Source organism: Armatimonadota bacterium, from assembly GCA_016125185.1.
Lineage (GTDB): Bacteria > Armatimonadota > Fimbriimonadia > Fimbriimonadales > Fimbriimonadaceae > Fimbriimonas.
In genome coordinates, this window is sequence record WGMG01000007.1 from 129,752 (window position 1) to 147,009 (window position 17,258).

The 17,258-nt window shown below is 57.7% G+C and carries 15 protein-coding genes; 3 read left to right on the forward strand and 12 right to left on the reverse strand.

All coding sequences use genetic code 11. From position 1 onward, the window contains the following. Positions 1–7: 7 nt before the first annotated feature. The 11 genes from GC165_18145 to GC165_18195 form a co-directional block, all read right to left on the reverse strand. Entirely contained in the window at positions 8–1,240 is a 1,233-nt protein-coding gene (locus GC165_18145; GenBank protein MBI1334792.1) for an imidazolonepropionase, read from the reverse strand. Then, positions 1,237–2,115 carry a hypothetical protein gene (locus GC165_18150; GenBank protein ID MBI1334793.1) on the reverse strand — a complete coding sequence of 293 codons (879 nt, stop codon included), beginning with the start codon at positions 2,113–2,115 and terminating at the stop codon, positions 1,237–1,239. Before GC165_18150 ends, GC165_18145 begins: the two co-directional genes overlap by 4 nt. Before the next feature lie 114 nt (positions 2,116–2,229). Continuing rightward, a complete protein-coding gene (hutU, locus tag GC165_18155) occupies positions 2,230–3,867 on the reverse strand; it encodes a urocanate hydratase (GenBank protein ID MBI1334794.1) in 1,638 nt (545 codons plus the stop codon). Beyond that, positions 3,864–5,393, reverse strand: a complete 1,530-nt coding sequence (hutH, locus tag GC165_18160) for a histidine ammonia-lyase (GenBank protein MBI1334795.1) — start codon at positions 5,391–5,393, stop codon at positions 3,864–3,866. Before hutH ends, hutU begins: the two co-directional genes overlap by 4 nt. A 3-nt stretch (positions 5,394–5,396) precedes the next feature. After that, positions 5,397–5,921, reverse strand: a complete 525-nt coding sequence (locus GC165_18165; protein MBI1334796.1) for a hypothetical protein — start codon at positions 5,919–5,921, stop codon at positions 5,397–5,399. Between the two features lie 34 nt (positions 5,922–5,955). Continuing rightward, the gene (locus tag GC165_18170; protein ID MBI1334797.1) at positions 5,956–6,495 is read right to left on the reverse strand and encodes a hypothetical protein; all 540 of its coding nucleotides are present in this window, start codon (positions 6,493–6,495) and stop codon (positions 5,956–5,958) included. Beyond that, complete coding sequence (locus tag GC165_18175) at positions 6,458–7,018, reverse strand: hypothetical protein (protein MBI1334798.1); 561 nt, start codon at positions 7,016–7,018, stop codon at positions 6,458–6,460. Before GC165_18175 ends, GC165_18170 begins: the two co-directional genes overlap by 38 nt. A 16-nt stretch (positions 7,019–7,034) precedes the next feature. Beyond that, positions 7,035–7,493 (reverse strand): hypothetical protein, encoded by a 459-nt coding sequence (locus GC165_18180; GenBank protein MBI1334799.1) that lies wholly within the window; start codon positions 7,491–7,493, stop codon positions 7,035–7,037. Between the two features lie 107 nt (positions 7,494–7,600). Beyond that, on the reverse strand, positions 7,601–8,617 hold the full coding sequence (locus GC165_18185) for a HupE/UreJ family protein (protein MBI1334800.1): 1,017 nt from the start codon (positions 8,615–8,617) through the stop codon (positions 7,601–7,603). Positions 8,618–8,728: 111 nt separating this feature from the next. Continuing rightward, a complete protein-coding gene (locus GC165_18190) occupies positions 8,729–9,619 on the reverse strand; it encodes a hypothetical protein (protein ID MBI1334801.1) in 891 nt (296 codons plus the stop codon). 92 nt (positions 9,620–9,711) lie between these two features. Then, the gene (locus GC165_18195; GenBank protein ID MBI1334802.1) at positions 9,712–10,635 is read right to left on the reverse strand and encodes a YHYH protein; all 924 of its coding nucleotides are present in this window, start codon (positions 10,633–10,635) and stop codon (positions 9,712–9,714) included. 80 nt (positions 10,636–10,715) lie between these two features. Here GC165_18195 and serA point away from each other — a divergent pair, with 80 nt between their 5' ends. Beyond that, complete coding sequence (gene serA, locus GC165_18200) at positions 10,716–12,605, forward strand: phosphoglycerate dehydrogenase (GenBank protein ID MBI1334803.1); 1,890 nt, start codon at positions 10,716–10,718, stop codon at positions 12,603–12,605. After that, the gene (locus GC165_18205) at positions 12,602–13,690 is read left to right on the forward strand and encodes an aminotransferase class V-fold PLP-dependent enzyme (GenBank protein ID MBI1334804.1); all 1,089 of its coding nucleotides are present in this window, start codon (positions 12,602–12,604) and stop codon (positions 13,688–13,690) included. The genes serA and GC165_18205 overlap by 4 nt, the downstream gene beginning before the upstream one ends. A gap of 410 nt (positions 13,691–14,100) precedes the next feature. Here the strand turns inward: GC165_18205 and GC165_18210 are convergent, their stop codons facing one another. Continuing rightward, positions 14,101–14,904 (reverse strand): polysaccharide deacetylase family protein, encoded by an 804-nt coding sequence (locus GC165_18210; GenBank protein ID MBI1334805.1) that lies wholly within the window; start codon positions 14,902–14,904, stop codon positions 14,101–14,103. A gap of 118 nt (positions 14,905–15,022) precedes the next feature. Between GC165_18210 and GC165_18215 the strand changes: the two genes are divergently transcribed. Then, positions 15,023–16,666, forward strand: coding sequence for a hypothetical protein (locus GC165_18215; GenBank protein MBI1334806.1), 1,644 nt, complete (start codon positions 15,023–15,025; stop codon positions 16,664–16,666). Positions 16,667–17,258: the final 592 nt, after the last annotated feature.

Here is a 17,258-nt window from a genome sequence, read left to right on the forward strand (position 1 = left end):
CGACCAACTAGCCGGAGAAAAGGCACGATCCCTGTGCCAAAACGTGCCGAATTGGCGAAAACCCAATCCAATAAGCAATCTCTCGATAGTCCTTCAAACCCCAAATCACGAGGTCGCCCTGCTTGTCCGGTTCGAGGCTCCCAACCCGATGCCCCCGCTTCAAAGAATAAGCCGCATTGATCGTACACGCCGTCAGCGCTTCCGCCACCGACAGACCCATCTTCGTCACCGCCAAGGACATACAGAACGGAAGCGATGGAGTCGGCGATGATCCCGGATTGAAGTCACTCGCAAGTACGACTGGCAAGCCAATCTCCTTCATGAACGCAAAGTCTGGGTACTTATCCGCGCGGATGCCGTAGACCGAACCGGGCAGGAGAACCGGCATCGTCCGGCTCTGGTCCATACAAGCCAATCCCTCCTTCCCCGAATATTCAAGGTGGTCGGCTGTATCAGCTTGTAGTTGGGTTGCCAGTAAAGCCCCGCCCGAATCCCGCATCTGGTCCACGTGGAGCCGCACCCCAAGCCCCAACGCCTTCGCCGCTTCCGCATATCGCGTCGCATCCTTCTTATCGAAGTACTTGTCCTCGACAAACATATCGACGTACTCGCAATGCTCTCGAATCTTCGGCAACATATCGTGAATCACAAAGTCCAGGTACTCAACGTTGGAACGCGCTTCCGGCGGCACCGCATGAGCCCCCAGGAAGGTGCGAACGACTGTCAAACCACTGGTCGCTAGGTCCTTGGCAACCCGAAGCATCTTCAGTTCGGTCTCTAAATCGAGCCCATAACCGGACTTGATTTCCGCCGTTGTGGTCCCACATCGAACCATCCACTGCGCATGCTTCAAAGACTGCTGGTAAAGATCGCTCTCCGAGGCTTCCCGAGTCTTGCGAACCGTCGAGAGAATTCCGCCTCCCCGGGCCGCGATCTCCTGATAAGACATTCCCGTCGCGCGCTCTTCAAACTCATCCGCGCGATCCCCAGCAAATACGGCATGCGTGTGCGCATCGACCAGCCCCGGCGTGACCACTCCGCCCGCCGCGTCATATTCGTCGTCGGCCGTAAAGGAAGGTGCGTCCGACGACAATCCCGCAAAAACAACCTGTCCCGCTACGATATGGACCTCGCCATCGGAAACGAGTCCGATATCCGACATCTCACCTCCCGCTCGCCCGCGCTGAGAGCCGCGCATCGTCACCAACTGGCCGATATTGCGAACGGCAACGCGGCTCACGAGCTAGCCAGCACTCCCGAAGCAAACTCTAGCAAGCACGCTGCCGCCGCCATACTGGTCGCCGAATTGATGTCGAGTTCAGGATCGAGCTCGACTAGGTCCATCACTAGCACCTTGGGATTCGCACCCGCAACTTGTGCCGCCTGACGAATATGATGTGGAGTCAGACCGCCGGGACGAGACCCCGGACACCCCGGCGCAAAAGCTCGGTCCATCACGTCGAGGTCGAGATCGAAATAGACGGCTTGGCATCGGTCGGCCAGTCGCTCCAATTCGGTCTCGAACAGAATTTCAAAATCCCCAGAATGGCAAAGCTCGGACGACACGGTTCGGATTCCCTGCGAGACCCCAAAACGAGCGTACTCCGGCGAATTCGCAAATGACTGAATCCCAATCTGAACGACATTGCTCCCTAACAACCCGTCCGACAGCAGTCCCCGAACTGGATTGCCGTTCATCGGCCCGTCGTCCAGGTGCCGCAAATCGAGGTGAGCATCGAGAGTAATCAACCCGATCTCCGTCAACGGCTTGCCAAGAGCTTTGGCCAGCGCATTCACGCCCAAGCGGGTGACTCCGTTATCGCCTCCCAACAAGACTGTCGGACCGCTGGCCATGATGCTTGAAAGCGTCTCGACTTCAACCGTGTCCTCGTGGTCGATCGCCTTCGCATGGCGCACGTCCGAGAAGTTGTAGAACGTCTGTGTGCTGTACCGAAACAGCGCTTCGCGGATCGCGGCGGGAGCTAGGTGGCAGGACCCCGGCGTCACTGACCGGTTGATCGGCACCCCGACCACATGAAGCTCGACATGGGGTTCCAAGCTCTCGCCTTTCAGCCATGCAGATGCTCGATTCCAGCCCGGGTCGTCGTACGCCATTGTCCTGTTCACTAGGTTACACGGTGGAGCGCCATAAGTTGGTGAAAAGCCGAAGCTACCTCTCTGGCGAGAGAGGTCGGTGAGTGCCCACGAACCGGGAGAGTCGCATCAAAGCTAGCCGTTCATCGGAATCCGAACACCCGCCCGCTCAGCAAACTCGATCGCCTCGTCGTATCCCGCATCGACATGCCGAATAACTCCCATCCCCGGGTCCGACGTCAGTACTCGCTCCAATCGCTTCGCCGCCGCCTCGGTTCCGTCGGCGACCACCACCATGCCCGCGTGCTGAGAGTAGCCAATCCCGACCCCGCCGCCATTATGGATCGAGACCCAGGTCGCCCCCGCCGCCGTGTTCACTAAGGCGTTCAACAGCGCCCAGTCGGCGACCGCGTCGCTGGTGTCTCGCATCGATTCCGTCTCGCGATTCGGCGAGGCGACCGACCCGCAGTCGAGGTGGTCGCGACCAATGACGATCGGTGCCTTGATCTCGCCCGTTCGCACCAACCCGTTGATCGCCAAGCCCATCTTTGCCCGCTCGCCGTAGCCCAACCAGCAGATACGCGCGGGCAAGCCCTGAAATTGAATTTTCTCCGAGGCGAGCCGGAGCCACCGCTGAAGCGACTCATTTTCGGGAAACAGCGATGCCGCTAGTTCGTCCGTGCGGCGGATATCCGCCGGATCGCCCGAGAGCGCCGCCCATCGAAACGGCCCTTTCCCTTCGCAGAAAAGGGGGCGAATGTACTCCGGCACGAATCCCTTGATCTCGAACGCGTCGGTCACTCCCGCCTGCACCGCGTAGGCCCGAATATTGTTGCCGTAGTCAAACGTAACCGCCCCGCGAGACTTCAGGTCCAGCATCGCCTGAACGTGCAAACCCATCGTCGCAATGCTCCAACGCTGGTACTCGTCAGGATCGCGCTTGCGCAATTCCAGCGCTTCCGCCAGCGACATGCCGTTCGGCACATAGCCGTTCAGCGGGTCGTGGGCGCTGGTCTGGTCGGTCAAAACGTCGGGCGTGATCCCCCGCCTCAGAAGCTCGGGCAAAACGTCCGCGCAGTTGCCGACTAACCCAATGCTTACCGCTTCCTTGGCCGCCAGAGCCCGCTCGATTCGGGGCCAAGCCTCGTCCAGAGTAAAGCTGATCTCATCGATGTAACCCGTATCCAGGCGCTTGCGGATTCGCGATTCGTCCACATCGACGCCCAGGAAAACCGCGCCGTTCATCGTGGCCGCCAGCGGCTGAGCGCCACCCATCCCGCCAATGCCGCCGCTAACCACCAAGCGGCCCGACAACGACCCACCGAAGTGCCGATCCGCCGCCGCGGCAAAGGTCTCAAACGTCCCTTGCACGATGCCTTGGCTCCCGATGTAAATCCACGAGCCCGCCGTCATCTGGCCGTACATCATCAGCCCCAGCTTCTCCAGCCGACCGAATTCTTCCCAATTCGACCACTTCCCAACCAGGTTCGAATTGGCGATCAGAACGCGGGGCGCGTCCGCCTGCGTTCGGAAAATACCAACCGGTTTGCCCGACTGAACCAAGAGCGTTTCATCGTTCTCCAGGGACTGAAGCGACCGAACGATCGCATGAAAAGCGTCCCAGTTCCGCGCCGCCTTTCCAGTTCCGCCGTACACGATCAGATGGTCGGGGTCCTCGGCCACCATCGGGTCGAGGTTGTTCATGAGCATGCGCAGGGCGGCCTCCTGTTGCCATCCCTTGCACGTGAGTTGAGATCCGGTGGGAGCTTTCATAGAATCGTTTCCAACCCCGAATCGAATGCGCCACGCCCAATCGCGGCGGCAATGGCTTCGAAGTCGGGGGCGAGGTAGCGGTCCTGTTGGACCCGAGGAATGTCGAGGGCAATGCGCACGGTTTCGTGCGCACGTTCGATCGCCGCGCCAGCTCGCAAGGGACGCCGATACTCAAGCCCTTCGGCCGCGGTCAAAAGTTCGATGGCGAGGCCACGCTCGACGTTGTCGACGATCCGCCGGAATTTGAGCGCGCTGGTCATGCCCATCGAAACGTGGTCTTCCTTCCCGCCCGAAGTCGGCACCGAATCGACGCTGGCGGGATGGCTGAGCACCTTGCAGTCATTCAGCAAGGCAGCGACCGTCACGTGTGGCATCATAAAGCCCGATCCCGTGCCAGGGTGTCCGCTTAGGAATGCCGGAAGCCCCTCGTTTGCATCGGGGTTCACCAGTCGATCCATCCGACGTTCGGAAATCGAGAGCAGGTCGGTCATGACGATGGCCGCGTAATCCAGCGCATAGGCAAGTGGGGCACCGTGGAAATTTCCACCCGAAATGACATCGCCATTCTCGCGGAATACGAGCGGGTTGTCCGTCGCCGCGCCGGTCTCCTGCTCCAATGTCTCCCGAACATGCCGAAGGGCAGAACGCACTGCCCCATGAACCTGAGGCATACACCGCAGGCAGTAGGCGTCTTGCACGCGCGAGTCGCCCACCCGATGCGATTCGCGAATTTCCGAACCTTCCATCAGGCCGAGCAAGTGCTTGGCCGAGGCAATCTGTCCCTCATGCCGCCGAGCCTCGTGGATGCGCAGATCGAAAGCGGTTGGCGTGCCCATCAGGGCTTCCAAGGTCATCGCGCCGATGATATCCGCGGCATGGACGCACCGCAACGCGCGAATCAGGCCTAGGCATCCAACGCCTCCAATTGCTTGGGTTCCGTTCAGCAAGGCCAGACCCTCTTTCGGTTCCAATGCCAATGGAGTGAGTCCCTGCTTTTCCAGTGCCTTGCGAGCGGGAACTCTCGTCGAGCCGGACCAGCATTCACCTTCGCCGATCATCGCCAGCGCAAGGTGTGCCAGCGGCGCAAGGTCGCCAGACGCGCCCACCGAACCCTGGGACGGCACGACCGGAGTGATGCGCTTGTTGAGCATTTCGACGAGGAATTCAATCACCTCGACTCGCGCTCCGCTAAAGCCCTGAGCTAGGACATTGAGACGAAGGAGCATCATCGCTCGGGTTTCGGGAATGCTGAGAGGTTCACCCACTCCGACCGCATGACTTCGAACCAGGTTAAGTTGAAGTTGGCGCAGTTCGTCGTCGGGAATATGGACGTCGGCCAGGCGGCCAAAGCCGGTGTTGATGCCGTACGTGACGACATGGTTGTGGACAATGTGGTCGACAACTTGGCGCGACTCCGCCACGATTCGACGAGTGGCGTCCGAGAGTTGGACCTTGGTTGCGCCAAACGCCACGTCGGCAATTTGGGCAAGAGTGAGCGGCTTAGGCTCGACGGTGAGCACGCCCATAGTTTACTTGGATGGCGGTGAAGAAGAACGGCTTGATGTAACCGTTGGCACCATCAAATCGCCAACGAAGACCGTCGTCTTCGGCGAAGGTTTTGAACTCGGAATGATCGCCTCTTTCACTTCTTCGATGAACTCCTCGACCTTCTCCTCAATCGCCTCGAAGGTTGTCGGTTTGGGATCCGAAGCCCAATGAGTGTCGGCCACGTCCGGGAATTCGTCGAGGTTGCTCGCCGTAGCCGGGCTCGAAGCTTGAGCTTGAACCGGCGTTTGCGGAGTCGTTGCCACCGCAACCGGTGTCGGACTGGAGGCGCATCCGGCCGCGGTCGCCGCGATAGCTCCCGCGACGGCCAAACGAGGAATCCACCCGTCCTTGGTTAGAACGCCGAATTTCTCGTTGACGGTCAGGCGAACGCAAACCTTTCCTGTCGATGCCGCCAACGCCTCAGCCTCTTCGGCAGGCATCTCGGCGATGTTATGGACGTGGCAACCACACCCGGCACAAAAACGCTGACGTTCGTCGCCTTCCATCGCGTCCCAATTCTCGGGGCACCGGAAGGAAACGTCAATTCTTTGTAGTTTTTTGAATTTGGAGCCCTTCATGGTCGGGTGCCTTGGACCAGTCAAAAGAAGTGTCGTTCGAATAGCTGTCGATGTTCGCCGGGGTTCCGGTCACAACCCGAACGCTAGGGTCCGTCTTGGGTGAACTCGAAGGTTGATGAGTGATCGTAGCCAGCTCTTGGTTCGGGGCACTGTTCACGGGAGCCGACGTCGTAGAACCGATGATGGTTTCCGATTGTTGCTGGGCACATCCGGCGGAAGTGACAGCAAGCATTCCGGCTAAAGCTAAGCGCGGGATCCAGCCGTCCCGCGTCCGAATCCCCAATCTTTCATGTAGAGTCAGACGGATGCAGACTTTCTCGTCTTGGCTAAGCTTTGCAAGTTCTTCAGCATCCTCCGCTGGCATTTCCGCGATGTTATGGACATGGCAACCGCATCCGGCGCAGAAGCGCTGGCGTTCATCGCCTTCCATCGAATCCCAACTCTCGGGGCACTGGAAGGAGACATTAATTCTTCGCAGATTCTGGAACGTACTTGGCTTCATGAATAGGTTCACCTCCAGCACCTGATTTGGTGCTTACCAACGACACCCAACCGGAAATGGCATAGACTTCAGGTTCCTTCTTGGAACCTGGCAGAAACTTTTCCTTCACAGACTCAGCCACTTCCGACGCTTTGTCCTTCATATCGTCGAAGGCTTCGCCAGGGGTCTTTCCTCCGAAGGCAGGCGGTGGAGCGCTTGCAGATGCGGCTGTTGTTGGACTCGTCGCGCAACCAGCAGCAGTGGCCGCGATGATGCCGGCCGCCGCCAAACGTGGAACCCAGCCGTCCTTCGTCAAGATTCCAAGCTTCTTACTGAAAGTAAGTCGGATACAGACCCTTTCGGTCTCATTCCGAATGGCCAGAGCTTCTGCCTCCTCGGCACTGAGTTCAGCAATATTGTGAACTTGACATCCACAACCGGCGCAATGCCGTAGTTGCTCGTCGCCTTCCATCGCGTCCCAATCTTCGGGGCATTTGAACCCCACATCGATCATCGGCAGTCGTTCGAATTTCGAAAAATCCATCGGCCCAACCCTCCTCTCATTGTAAGGGAAGATCGGCGATATTCGACTGATTGTCGGCTTCCATGTCGAGTTTGGTTGAATAAGGAACGCCAGTATTCCGAGCCTTCCAGTTAAGAAAGTCCATCACTCCAGCGATAACTAGAGCCGTAAAGGCTCCGGCTATGTCCAGAATCCGAATCAATCTTTCGGCCGACGCGGGACCTGGCTCGTCATCGAGCAAACTCCCCAGCGAAAGACAGCAGACAAAGCCGAAGAGGCAGAGAACGGCGGCGAGGAACTTTTGTTGGGGAGCGGTGATGGCGCAAGCAAGAAGAGCTACAAAGGGCACCATCACTGCACTGATGCAATATTCGAACATCGGATGGTCGTAGAACGCGCTCTTGGACAAGTCCGGGACAGGGTGAAGAGGCTGCGTCACCAAATGGATGAGGAGAGGAATGCCCAAGCTCGAAACAATAAGGATCGCCGGTGCCAAGAGGAACCAGATTCCCCAAGAAACTTGAAATGCCCGTAGTCGATGCACGTGATGATTCCTATTAGCCCTAACACTCCCCGAGCCGCTTAAGTGCCTAAGACAGAATTTTAGCCGCCGCGAATGATTCTTTCGCCGAACCAGAACAGGCCAACGAGGCTGATACAAACCGCAGTCGCGACCGTTGCCGGTTGGTAGAGCTTCGGCCTCCGGTCCTGGAACCAGAGCAAGATCGGAATACCGACCAGGATCAGCGATATCTGAACGAGCTCGACGCCGATGTTAAACGACGCGAGCGAGACGGCCGCTTGTCCGGGCGGCAGACCGGCCTCCGTCAACGCTCCCGCGAACCCAAAGCCATGAATCAGGCCGAAGCTGAAGGCGATCAAAACCGTTCGCCAAACCTTGTCGTCGGGCTTAAAGAATTTCTCGGCCGCCACCGCGACAATGGAAAGCGCAATCAGTGGCTCTACAATCCGCGAAGGCAACGTGAAGATGTTGAGCGCGCAAAGTGACAGCGTGATGCTATGGGCGACGGTGAAGCCGGTCGCGACTTTGACTAGCTCCCGAATTCGCGGGCGGGCGAGCATCAGTCCGAAGATGAAAAGCAGATGGTCCGGTCCCGACAGAATGTGCTCGATTCCCATCAGGAGGAACGTCTTCATCGTCGCCAAAACGCTCACGTGCTGTGGCGTGGATGATTTCGCCGCGCCATACCGCCAAGACGGAAACTCCGAAGTCAGAACCGCCTGACCCGCGACGTCGCCGTCCTTCATCACCGTCACAATCGTCTTCGTGGTCGGATCGTTGGCAAAGAGCCTTTGCGAGACGTCCAGCGACTCAACCGGCTCATCGATTCGAGCCTGGAGTGTTACATTGTCGGTCGGCTTATCGACCATCAGGTTCGGCTTCTCGCAGGTCCAGTTGTGGCCGTTGACCTGAAGATGAATCTCTGAACCCAGCGCCTCGGGCGTCGTTCCCGTCTTCTTGATGTTCGTCAGCGTGGTCTGGATGGCGACGGTCGCGCCTTTGGCGTCCAAGATGAACTTCAGACCGGAAATGCTGGTGTCATGTGCCCACGCCAGACAACTAGCGATCAATAGCACAAAGGTGGCGAACCAGCGCATGGGTTCATGCTACTCGGTCAGCGTTTGGAAGTCGTTTGGGTTCAGAAAGAATTCAGAACCTGTTCATGAAAGCGGGACCTTCCCCTATGAGAAAAGGTCCCGACAATGAGGTTATCGACCGGGGCGGAAGTAACCGCTGACTTTGGAAGGCGGCTTCTGCATGAACGCCATCTGAAGCTGGTCCTGCGTGTATACGTTCGGAATCTGACCCGTTCGCGCATATTGGAACACGGCGGTGGTGTAGATGCTCGAGAGGCAACTGCCGATGATGGCGAGTCCAAGCCAGAAGAGAATGGCGAAGCCGACGGCACCAACAATGACCCAAACCGACTGCGTAAAGGCGGCGACGATGATCATCGGAATCGGAACCAGGGTCAGCAGCCCCATCGCTAACGAGATGCCGACATTGCCGATAACCGTCTCGCCCCACGTCTTCTTGATCGTGCCGAACGACTCCTTGATGGCGGCAATCGGACCAAGACCCTCCAGCGCGACCGCAGGAACTACGAAGTAGGTGACGACGTTCCAACCGGCACCGACAATCGCGACGATAATCTTGCCGACAATCTCAACCCGCTCGCTGATCGCGCGAAGGATGAGGCCGACGGTCGCCGCAACCAGGCTCCAACCAAGGATTGGGCCAAATCGCTTCAGCGCGACGCTGATTCCTTCGGAAACGCTGGTCGGCTCGTTGTTCAGTACTTTGCTAGCGCAGTGGATGAAGCCGACGTTGAAGAAGACGACCACGAAGTAACTGACCAGGTAGTAGCAGAACATCACGACGTAGTACAGCACGGGGAAATTGTGAGAATTCAGCTTCGAACCGGATTCAAACGCCCCACTGGCCTGAAGACTAAAGAAGATCGGCAAAATAAAGCTCACCGTGACGAGGAGCGTTGCAATGCCGGAAATGACGGGAAAAATAGCAAGCGAAGGTTGGCTTCGCATCACTTGCCAGGACTGCTTTGCCAGCGCCCAGCTTCGATTAAAACGGTCAAACATCGTTTCTATTATAAGGGACGGGATAGATAACCGACTGGTTGCGAAGTAGGACCAAGGGAAATACTGGGTGTCTCCCTTGGTCGTTTAGGCGGCTATTCTCCGCCGCCACCACCTCGTCGTCCACCCGGAGGAGGTGGGAACCCGGGTGGAGGAGGTCCAAAGCCAGGTCCACCGGGACCTCCGGGACCGCCCGGTCCACGTCGGAAGCTCGAATCGGGGGTGCCAACGAACTTTCTCGGAATCCAAGGGTACGCCTCGGAGACCACGTAGTAATAGGTTCCATTCGGGAACTCGGGGGTGACGCCATATCGGCCGTTCGCTTCGTCCAGGTCTCCAGAGCCCTTCACGTACTCCCAGTCGCGCGTAAACGTGCCGTCATAGACGCCCCCCGGTCCCGCTGTGCCGGATGGCCGCGTGCCCTGTTTCAGCCTCCAGCTCGACTTCAAAGTCTTCACACCGCTCTTCGCGTCGGTCGCGTTCACGTAGCCATAAAGGCTATAGATCGGAAAGCCGTCGGCCGCCCAGCCAATCTGCGTCATCTTGGTGTTGTCGCCGTGCAGGTTCTTCACCAGCCCAACCGGATTTGCGTGGTAGTGGTACGCGCCGTTCGGCTGGACGTGGGCGTTGTTAAAGTCGATGCCCAGCGTGCCCATCCCGTGGATGATGCCTTCGTAGTTCCATCCTGCTTGGCGGTCGTTGTTCCAATACTCGGCCGTTAGCGGATCGAACGGAACACCGTTCAGGGCGATGCCGAAATCCTGGTGGCCAAGATCGGTTAAGAATGAAGCCGTCTTTGGCTGAGCCGGAACCTTGAAATGATAGTTCTGCGGGCTGATCGTGTTGGGATTGCCGCGATTGGGAAAGGCTCCTGTCGTGTGGTCGGGAATTCCGTTCGAGGTGATGACGCGATAGTCGCCTTGAATCTCGATCTTCACCTGATTGGTGTAGCTCCGTTGCCCCAATGCGACCAAAAGTAGAAGTGGTCCAGTCATGCCTCTATGGTAGCGGGCCTTCATTTGGATTTCATTTGGCCGTAAAAGTTTCGGACGGTACACTCTGACCATCTCTTGGGCAACGGGGCTCGGAAAGAAAACCTATGAAGCCGACCCTCATTCTCGATTTCGATAGCACCATCGTGAGCGTGGAATCGCTTGATCTGCTCGCGGAAATCTCGCTCGCCAAGCACCCAGAGCGGGCCGATCGGCAAGCAAAGATCGAAGAGCTGACCAAGCTGGGGATGGAAGGAAAGCTCGATTTTCGCGAATCACTCACCAAGCGGATCGAGTTGCTCGACGCCAACCGAGGGCACATCGAAACTCTGATCAAGCGTCTTCAGAAGTCCATTTCGCCTTCGTTCCAGTCGCACAAAAAGCAGATTCAAGGGTCGGCAGATCGCATCTACGTGGTGACTGGCGGCTTTCGAGAGTTCGTCGAGCCGATCTTGGAAAAGCTGAAGATTCCCGCCGACCATCTCTTCGCCAACACGTTTAAGTTCAATACTAAAGGCAAGATCATCGGCTTCGATGAGGATAATCCGCTGAGCCGCGCGGGTGGCAAGGTCGAGGTCGCACGCCAACTGGCCGACAAAAAGCCGCTCATCGTCGTCGGTGACGGCTACACCGACTACCAAATCAAGGAGGCCGGCGTCGCCGATAAGTTCTATTGTTACGCCGAAATCGTGGCTCGCCCCGCAGTCAAAGCCAAGGCCAACCGCGTCGTCTATGGCATCGACCAGGTTTTGGCCGAAAGCGACCTTCCAACCCGCTATTCGTTCCCACGAAGCAAGATCAAGGTCCTGCTCCTGGACAACATCGACTCCGACGCCGCCGACAAGCTGGCGGCCGAGGGCTACCGGGTCGAGCAGGTGGGAGCCAAGCTCAGCGAAGACGATCTGGTCAAAGCGATCAAAAACGTCTCGATCATCGGCGTTCGCACCCGCACAAAGCTCACACCCCGTGTGCTGGCCGCCGCCGAAAAGCTGATGGCGATCGGCGTATTTAGCGTCGGAACCGACCATGTCGATGTCCGCGGAGCCGCCGAGAAGGGAATCGCGGTCTTCAATGCACCGTTCAGCAACACACGAAGCGTCGTCGAACTCGCCCTTGGCGAAGCGATGGTTCTGATGCGCCGAGTGGTCGAGCATTCCACGGCCCTGCACCAGGGCAAGTGGACCAAGACTGCTGATCGCTCGTTCGAGATTCGCGGCAAAAAGCTCGGCATCATCGGCTACGGCAATATCGGCTCCCAACTATCGGTTTTGGCTGAAAGCGTCGGCATCGAGGTCCTGTACTACGACATCGCGGAGAAGCTCTCGCACGGTAACGCCAAGCGGGCTCTGTCTCTGCAAGACCTCCTCAAGCAGTCGGACATCATCAGCGTGCACTTCGATGGCCGTGCTTCGAACAAAAACCTCATCGGCGAGAAGGAGTTCGATATGATGAAGCCGGGCGTGATCTTCCTCAATCTCAGTCGAGGAACGGTCGTCAACTACGAGGCCCTGGCCGAGGCCGTGCGGAGCGGTAAAGTCGGCGGAGCCGGCATCGACGTCTTCCCCAACGAGCCCAAGAGTAATGCGGAACCGTTTGAGTCGGTTTTGCAGGGCCTGCCCAACGTCATCCTTACCCCTCACATCGCGGGTAGCACCATCGAGGCCCAGCGCAACATCGCCAACTATGTTTCGGAGCGACTGCTGAAGTACCTGGCCCACGGCGAAACCCTCGGCTCAGTCTCGCTCCCCGACGTCTATCTGCCGCCGCTTCAGAAAGGCATGCGCATTTTGCACATCCATTCGAACGTCCCCGGCATCGTGGCGAATGTCAGCTCGATCTTCGCCAAGCACGGCGTGAACATCGTCGGTCAAAGCCTGAAGACTCGCGATTCGGTGGGTTACCTCGTCACAGAAATTGCCGATAAAGTGCCGGATGACATGCTCATGGAGATCAGAGAGGTCTCGGAAACGATTAAACTAAGGGTTGTCTACCCATGAAACCAGTTGTTCTTGCCCCAGGTCCTACTAAAGTCCACCCTGAGATGGGCCAATGGCTTCAGGATGCGGTCGAAGAGGGAGCCATTTGGCAGTCCCACCGATCGCCGTGGTTCCTGGCGCTGTTCGAAGAAACGTGCAATCGGGTTCGGTCGCTCCTTTCGATCCCCGATACTCACACCATCCTCTTCATGAACTCATCCAACGAGGCTTGGGAGCGCGCCCTGCAGTGTCTCACCTCGAAGGCCTCGTTCCACATGGTCGGTGGCGAGTTCGCTATGCGATGGCATCAATACGACGGCTGGCTGGGCCGCAACGCCATCGAGTGGAAGTACAGCCACGAATTTGACGGCGACTTTGGCGACGTGGACGTCCCGGACGAAGCCGAGGCGATCTGCATCACGAATAACGAAACCAGCATCGGCCTTTGGACGCCCGAGGATCAGATTCACAAGCTGGCCAAGCGCTATCCAGACAAAATGTACATGGTCGATGTGGTGTCGTCCATGCCCCATTGCGAGCTCGATTGGAGTCTGGTCGACGTCGCGATGTGGTCGGTGCAGAAAGGCTTCCACAGCACGGCAGGCCTCTCGGTCACGGTCGTTTCGAAGCGAGCTTTGGAGCGCGCCGACGAACTCGAAAAGACGCAGAGCATCGGTTCATTCCATGCGTTCAACCGCGTCGCTGGGTACGCGGCGAAGCATATGACGGCGGAGACGCCAAACGTGTTGGCGATTTACCTCCTTAACAAGGCGGCCAAGAAGTATCAGCAAATCGGCCTCGATGTCCTGCGGCAAGGCATCCGCGACCGTGCGGCGGCGTTCTATTCGGCGTTGGAAGAAACCTCATTTGGTTGCCTTGTGAAGGAAAAGCAATACCGCTCGCCAACCTTGTTTGCTGTGAGCACCAATGGCCTCGATGCCAACGAGCTTCGGGCTCAATGGGCTAAGCAGAACATCTGGACTGGTGCGTGCTACGGACCGCTGAAGGATGGCAACTTCCGCGTCGCCAACTTCCCGATGCACACGTCGGAAGAGCATGAAGTGATGCTGAACGCGATCCGCGAAGCATCGATGGCGAAAGTCTGATAGCTGCGGTATTGGCTAACAGGTGAACCTTTCAGCCGATGCCGCCTTATCCTCGTTTTCCGCCTGGAGACAGAAGAAGTTTTTTGATGATCGATCCGGAGGATCGCATAGGTTAGCCAGGGTGTCGGAGCGTTAGCGCAGACCCCTGGATAGTCCCAAAGCAACACAAGTCCGAGGAGCGAAGTCGAAGACCCCGCCGAGCGTAGCGAGGGAAATGGAGCAAGAGTCCTTGTTTTCCTTGCCACAAAGGCAAGGAAAATGAGGTGCGGAATCGGGGCGACCCGGCGATTATCGCCGCCAAGCACGGTTTCATCTACGAAACCGTGCTTTGAGTTTCGAATGGCGAATCTTCGGCTCTTTGTCCGAGTTTCGTTGTTGGGTCAATAGCCAAGGTCCTTTTGGCCAAGCGGCTACTTCGTGTCGGCTCGCATCTCGTCAAGGCTGACGAATTTATAACCCTTCTTCCGCGCCACGTGGATGAACTCGCGAAGCGTCGCGAGCGTGCTCTTCGAGCCGTCGTGGAGGAGGAAGATTGCGCCCGAATCCAGCTTGGCGACTTCACGATCGAGCAAGAGGTCGTCCTTGGGATTCGAATAATCCGCCGGATCGGCCGTCCACAGGACGGTGGTCATGCCCAGCTTGGCCGCGTTGCGAACAACCTCGGAGTCGATGTCCCCACCTGGCGGGCGGCAGTAGCGAGCGGGCGCGCCCGTCAGCCGCTGAATCACGTCGTTGTTGGCCTTGTATTCGGTCAGGATTTCCTCGGTGGTCAGCTTGGTCAGCGTCACGTGGCTGTAGCTGTGGTTACCAATCTCGAACCCTGCGGCCTTGATCGAACGGACCAGGTTGGGATACTTCTCGGCCATAAAGCCCACCACGAAGAAGGTCGCCGGAACATGCTCTTCCTTTAGAATCTTGATCAGGTCGTCGGTGGCCTTCAGATGCGGACCATCGTCAAAGGTCAATGCGATCTTCTTGCCAGTCTCCGGCCCTTCCTTAAGAATCGATTTTCGGAGTTCTTGCAAGGTCTCAGGACCGCCCTCTAATCGGCTCTTGTTCGCCGAAACCTCTCGCTGGGCCGACTTCCATGTTGAAGCCTCTACCCGAAGCTTGGCTGAGTTCACCTTCGGCGCCAGTTCGATATGCCATGGCTCCGGCGCGCGTCGGGGGGTGGTTGGGTGGGATAGCAGGACCAAAAGGAGAGCAAAGGACATAGGTTCGACTAGGGGAAGGGACGGTCTACGCCATTCGAACGATTCAGCGCTGGAACCTAATTTGCGCAAGAACAAGGTCCCAGAGAGCCAAGTCAAAACCTGCTACGATACAGCTACCATGCTTGCGACACTGTTGTCCTTTGCGCTGGCCGCCTCTCCGGTCACAAACCGCTGGTTCTATATGCAGACCAACCTGGCCGTCGCAGACAACGCCCTGGAGGTGGTGCACGTGATGGACCGGGCCCATTTGGCGGGATACAACGGCATGGTCCTCACCGATTCCAAGTTTTCGCACCTCGATTCGGTGCCGGACGGCTACTTCGCCAATGCCGCCAAGGTCAAGGCTAAAGCCGCCGAGTTCGGCATCGAGATCATCCCCGTGGTGGCGGACGTGGGTTGGTCAGACGGCCTTCTCTCCCACGACGTGAACCTCGTCGAAGGCCAGCCGGTCAAGAAAGCGCCGTTCGTGGTGGAAGGCGGCAAACTCAAACCAGTTCACGAGATTCAGTTCAACAACGGCGGGCTAGAAGAGGGCCAAGACAACCACGCCGCTGGTCTTACTTTCCAGGATGGGCCCGGAACCAGCACGTTTTTCGATTCGAACGTCAAACATGGCGGTCGACAGTCGATGCGGTTCGAGCATTTCCATCTGGGAAGCGAGGCGGGAAACGCCCGCCTGATGCACGGACTCGCGTTACGTCCGTGGCAACAGTATCGAATCACCTTTTGGCTCAAAACCGACGGGGTCAAGAACGCGGGCGACATTCGGTGCTTCGTCATGGGCGAGGGCGGAAGGGTGCTGGACTTCATGGATGTCGGCGCGAAGCCCACCGAAGACTGGACCCAGCACACCATCGTCTTCAACAGCCAAGACTTTACCAAGGCGACCCTCTACGTTGGCATTTGGGGCGGCAGCGAAGGTCGATTCTGGGTGGACGATATCGACGTGCAAGAGGCCGGATTCCTGAACGTCCTGCGTCGTCCGGGCACTCCGGTTCGGCTGGAAACCGAGGACGGAAAGACGTTAGTCGAGGGCAAGGATTTTGATCCGGTCAAGGACCCCAATCTCGGCGTCAAACCGTGGGCGGGTGAGTACACGTTCGATCAGGCCACGCCGCTCATCAAGACGTCCCTGCCGGAAGGGAGCAAGGTGTTCGCCTCGTTCACACACGCGGTTTCGACCGACTCGGGCAAGACCGCCATCTGCCCCAGCGAGCCGAAGTCAATGGAACTCATTGCGGACCAGATTAAGCGGGTGGCTGACCTCTGGAAGCCCAAGAGCCTCTTTCTTGCCCACGACGAAATCCGCGTGGCAGACCAGTGTCCGCTCTGCCGATCTCGTGGACTAACCCCGGGCCAAATCTACGCCGAGAACCTTCGCCAATGCATCGCCTTGTCGCGAAAGACGGTGTCGAACTGCCGGCTGTTTGTGTGGAGCGACATGTTCGATCCTGCTCACAATGCCGTCGATGACTATTACCTATCGAACGGCACTTGGAAGGAGTCGTGGAAATGCCTCTCGCCCGACGTGACCGTCGTCAACTGGAACTCTGGAAATGCGGCCAAGAGTCTGCCGTTCTTCGACTCGTTAGGCTGTAAGCAAATTCTCGCCGGGTTTTACGATGGTCCGGTGGGTGACATCAAGAAGTGGCAGGTTCTAGCCGCCGGTACGAAGGGCGTCGATGGCGTCATGTATACAACCTGGAGGGGTGACTACACGCATCTGGAAGAGTTCGCCGAAGCGGCCTTTAGCGGCGGTTAGATGCATACTCAGACTCTCAGTTTCCTCCTTCGCTTTGCTATGGCGAACAAGTCGCCGGGGTGGTACGCCGACGCTGACCACCAAATGTTCAGCGCTATGATCTCTACGAACGCTTCATCATTTGATGACAACACCTAAGATGCTTAATTGTCTCGCATGGTGCTAAGAACATGTCTTAGAGCTTCAGTAGTTTGCTGGTCTTTGCTGTTCGGATTTTGTTGAGGGAGATAGATTCTCATATCCAAGACCCTTTTGCCGACGACCAAATAGCCGTCCAAGGTTTGCCTAGCCAGTAAGTCGTCGTAGCTAAACCCGACAAAGCTATTCGGCCCGAATTGTTCCGAGGATGGTTGAAGGGACTTCTTTCCTTCCCGAATCAAATCTCGCTTTAAGGTCGGAATCAACATTTGGACAATCTCCATGGAGGTATGACTTGCATCCTTTGGGACTTTTGGCCGAAGATGACTAATTCCAAAATTCTTGTTCCCATCGCTGACGATGACCACTTCACCGTCCCTTCCTTCCCGAATTGAGAATCCAGAAGGAATCTCGTATTGAATGCGATGACTAACAAACGTCCTTTCTGACCGTG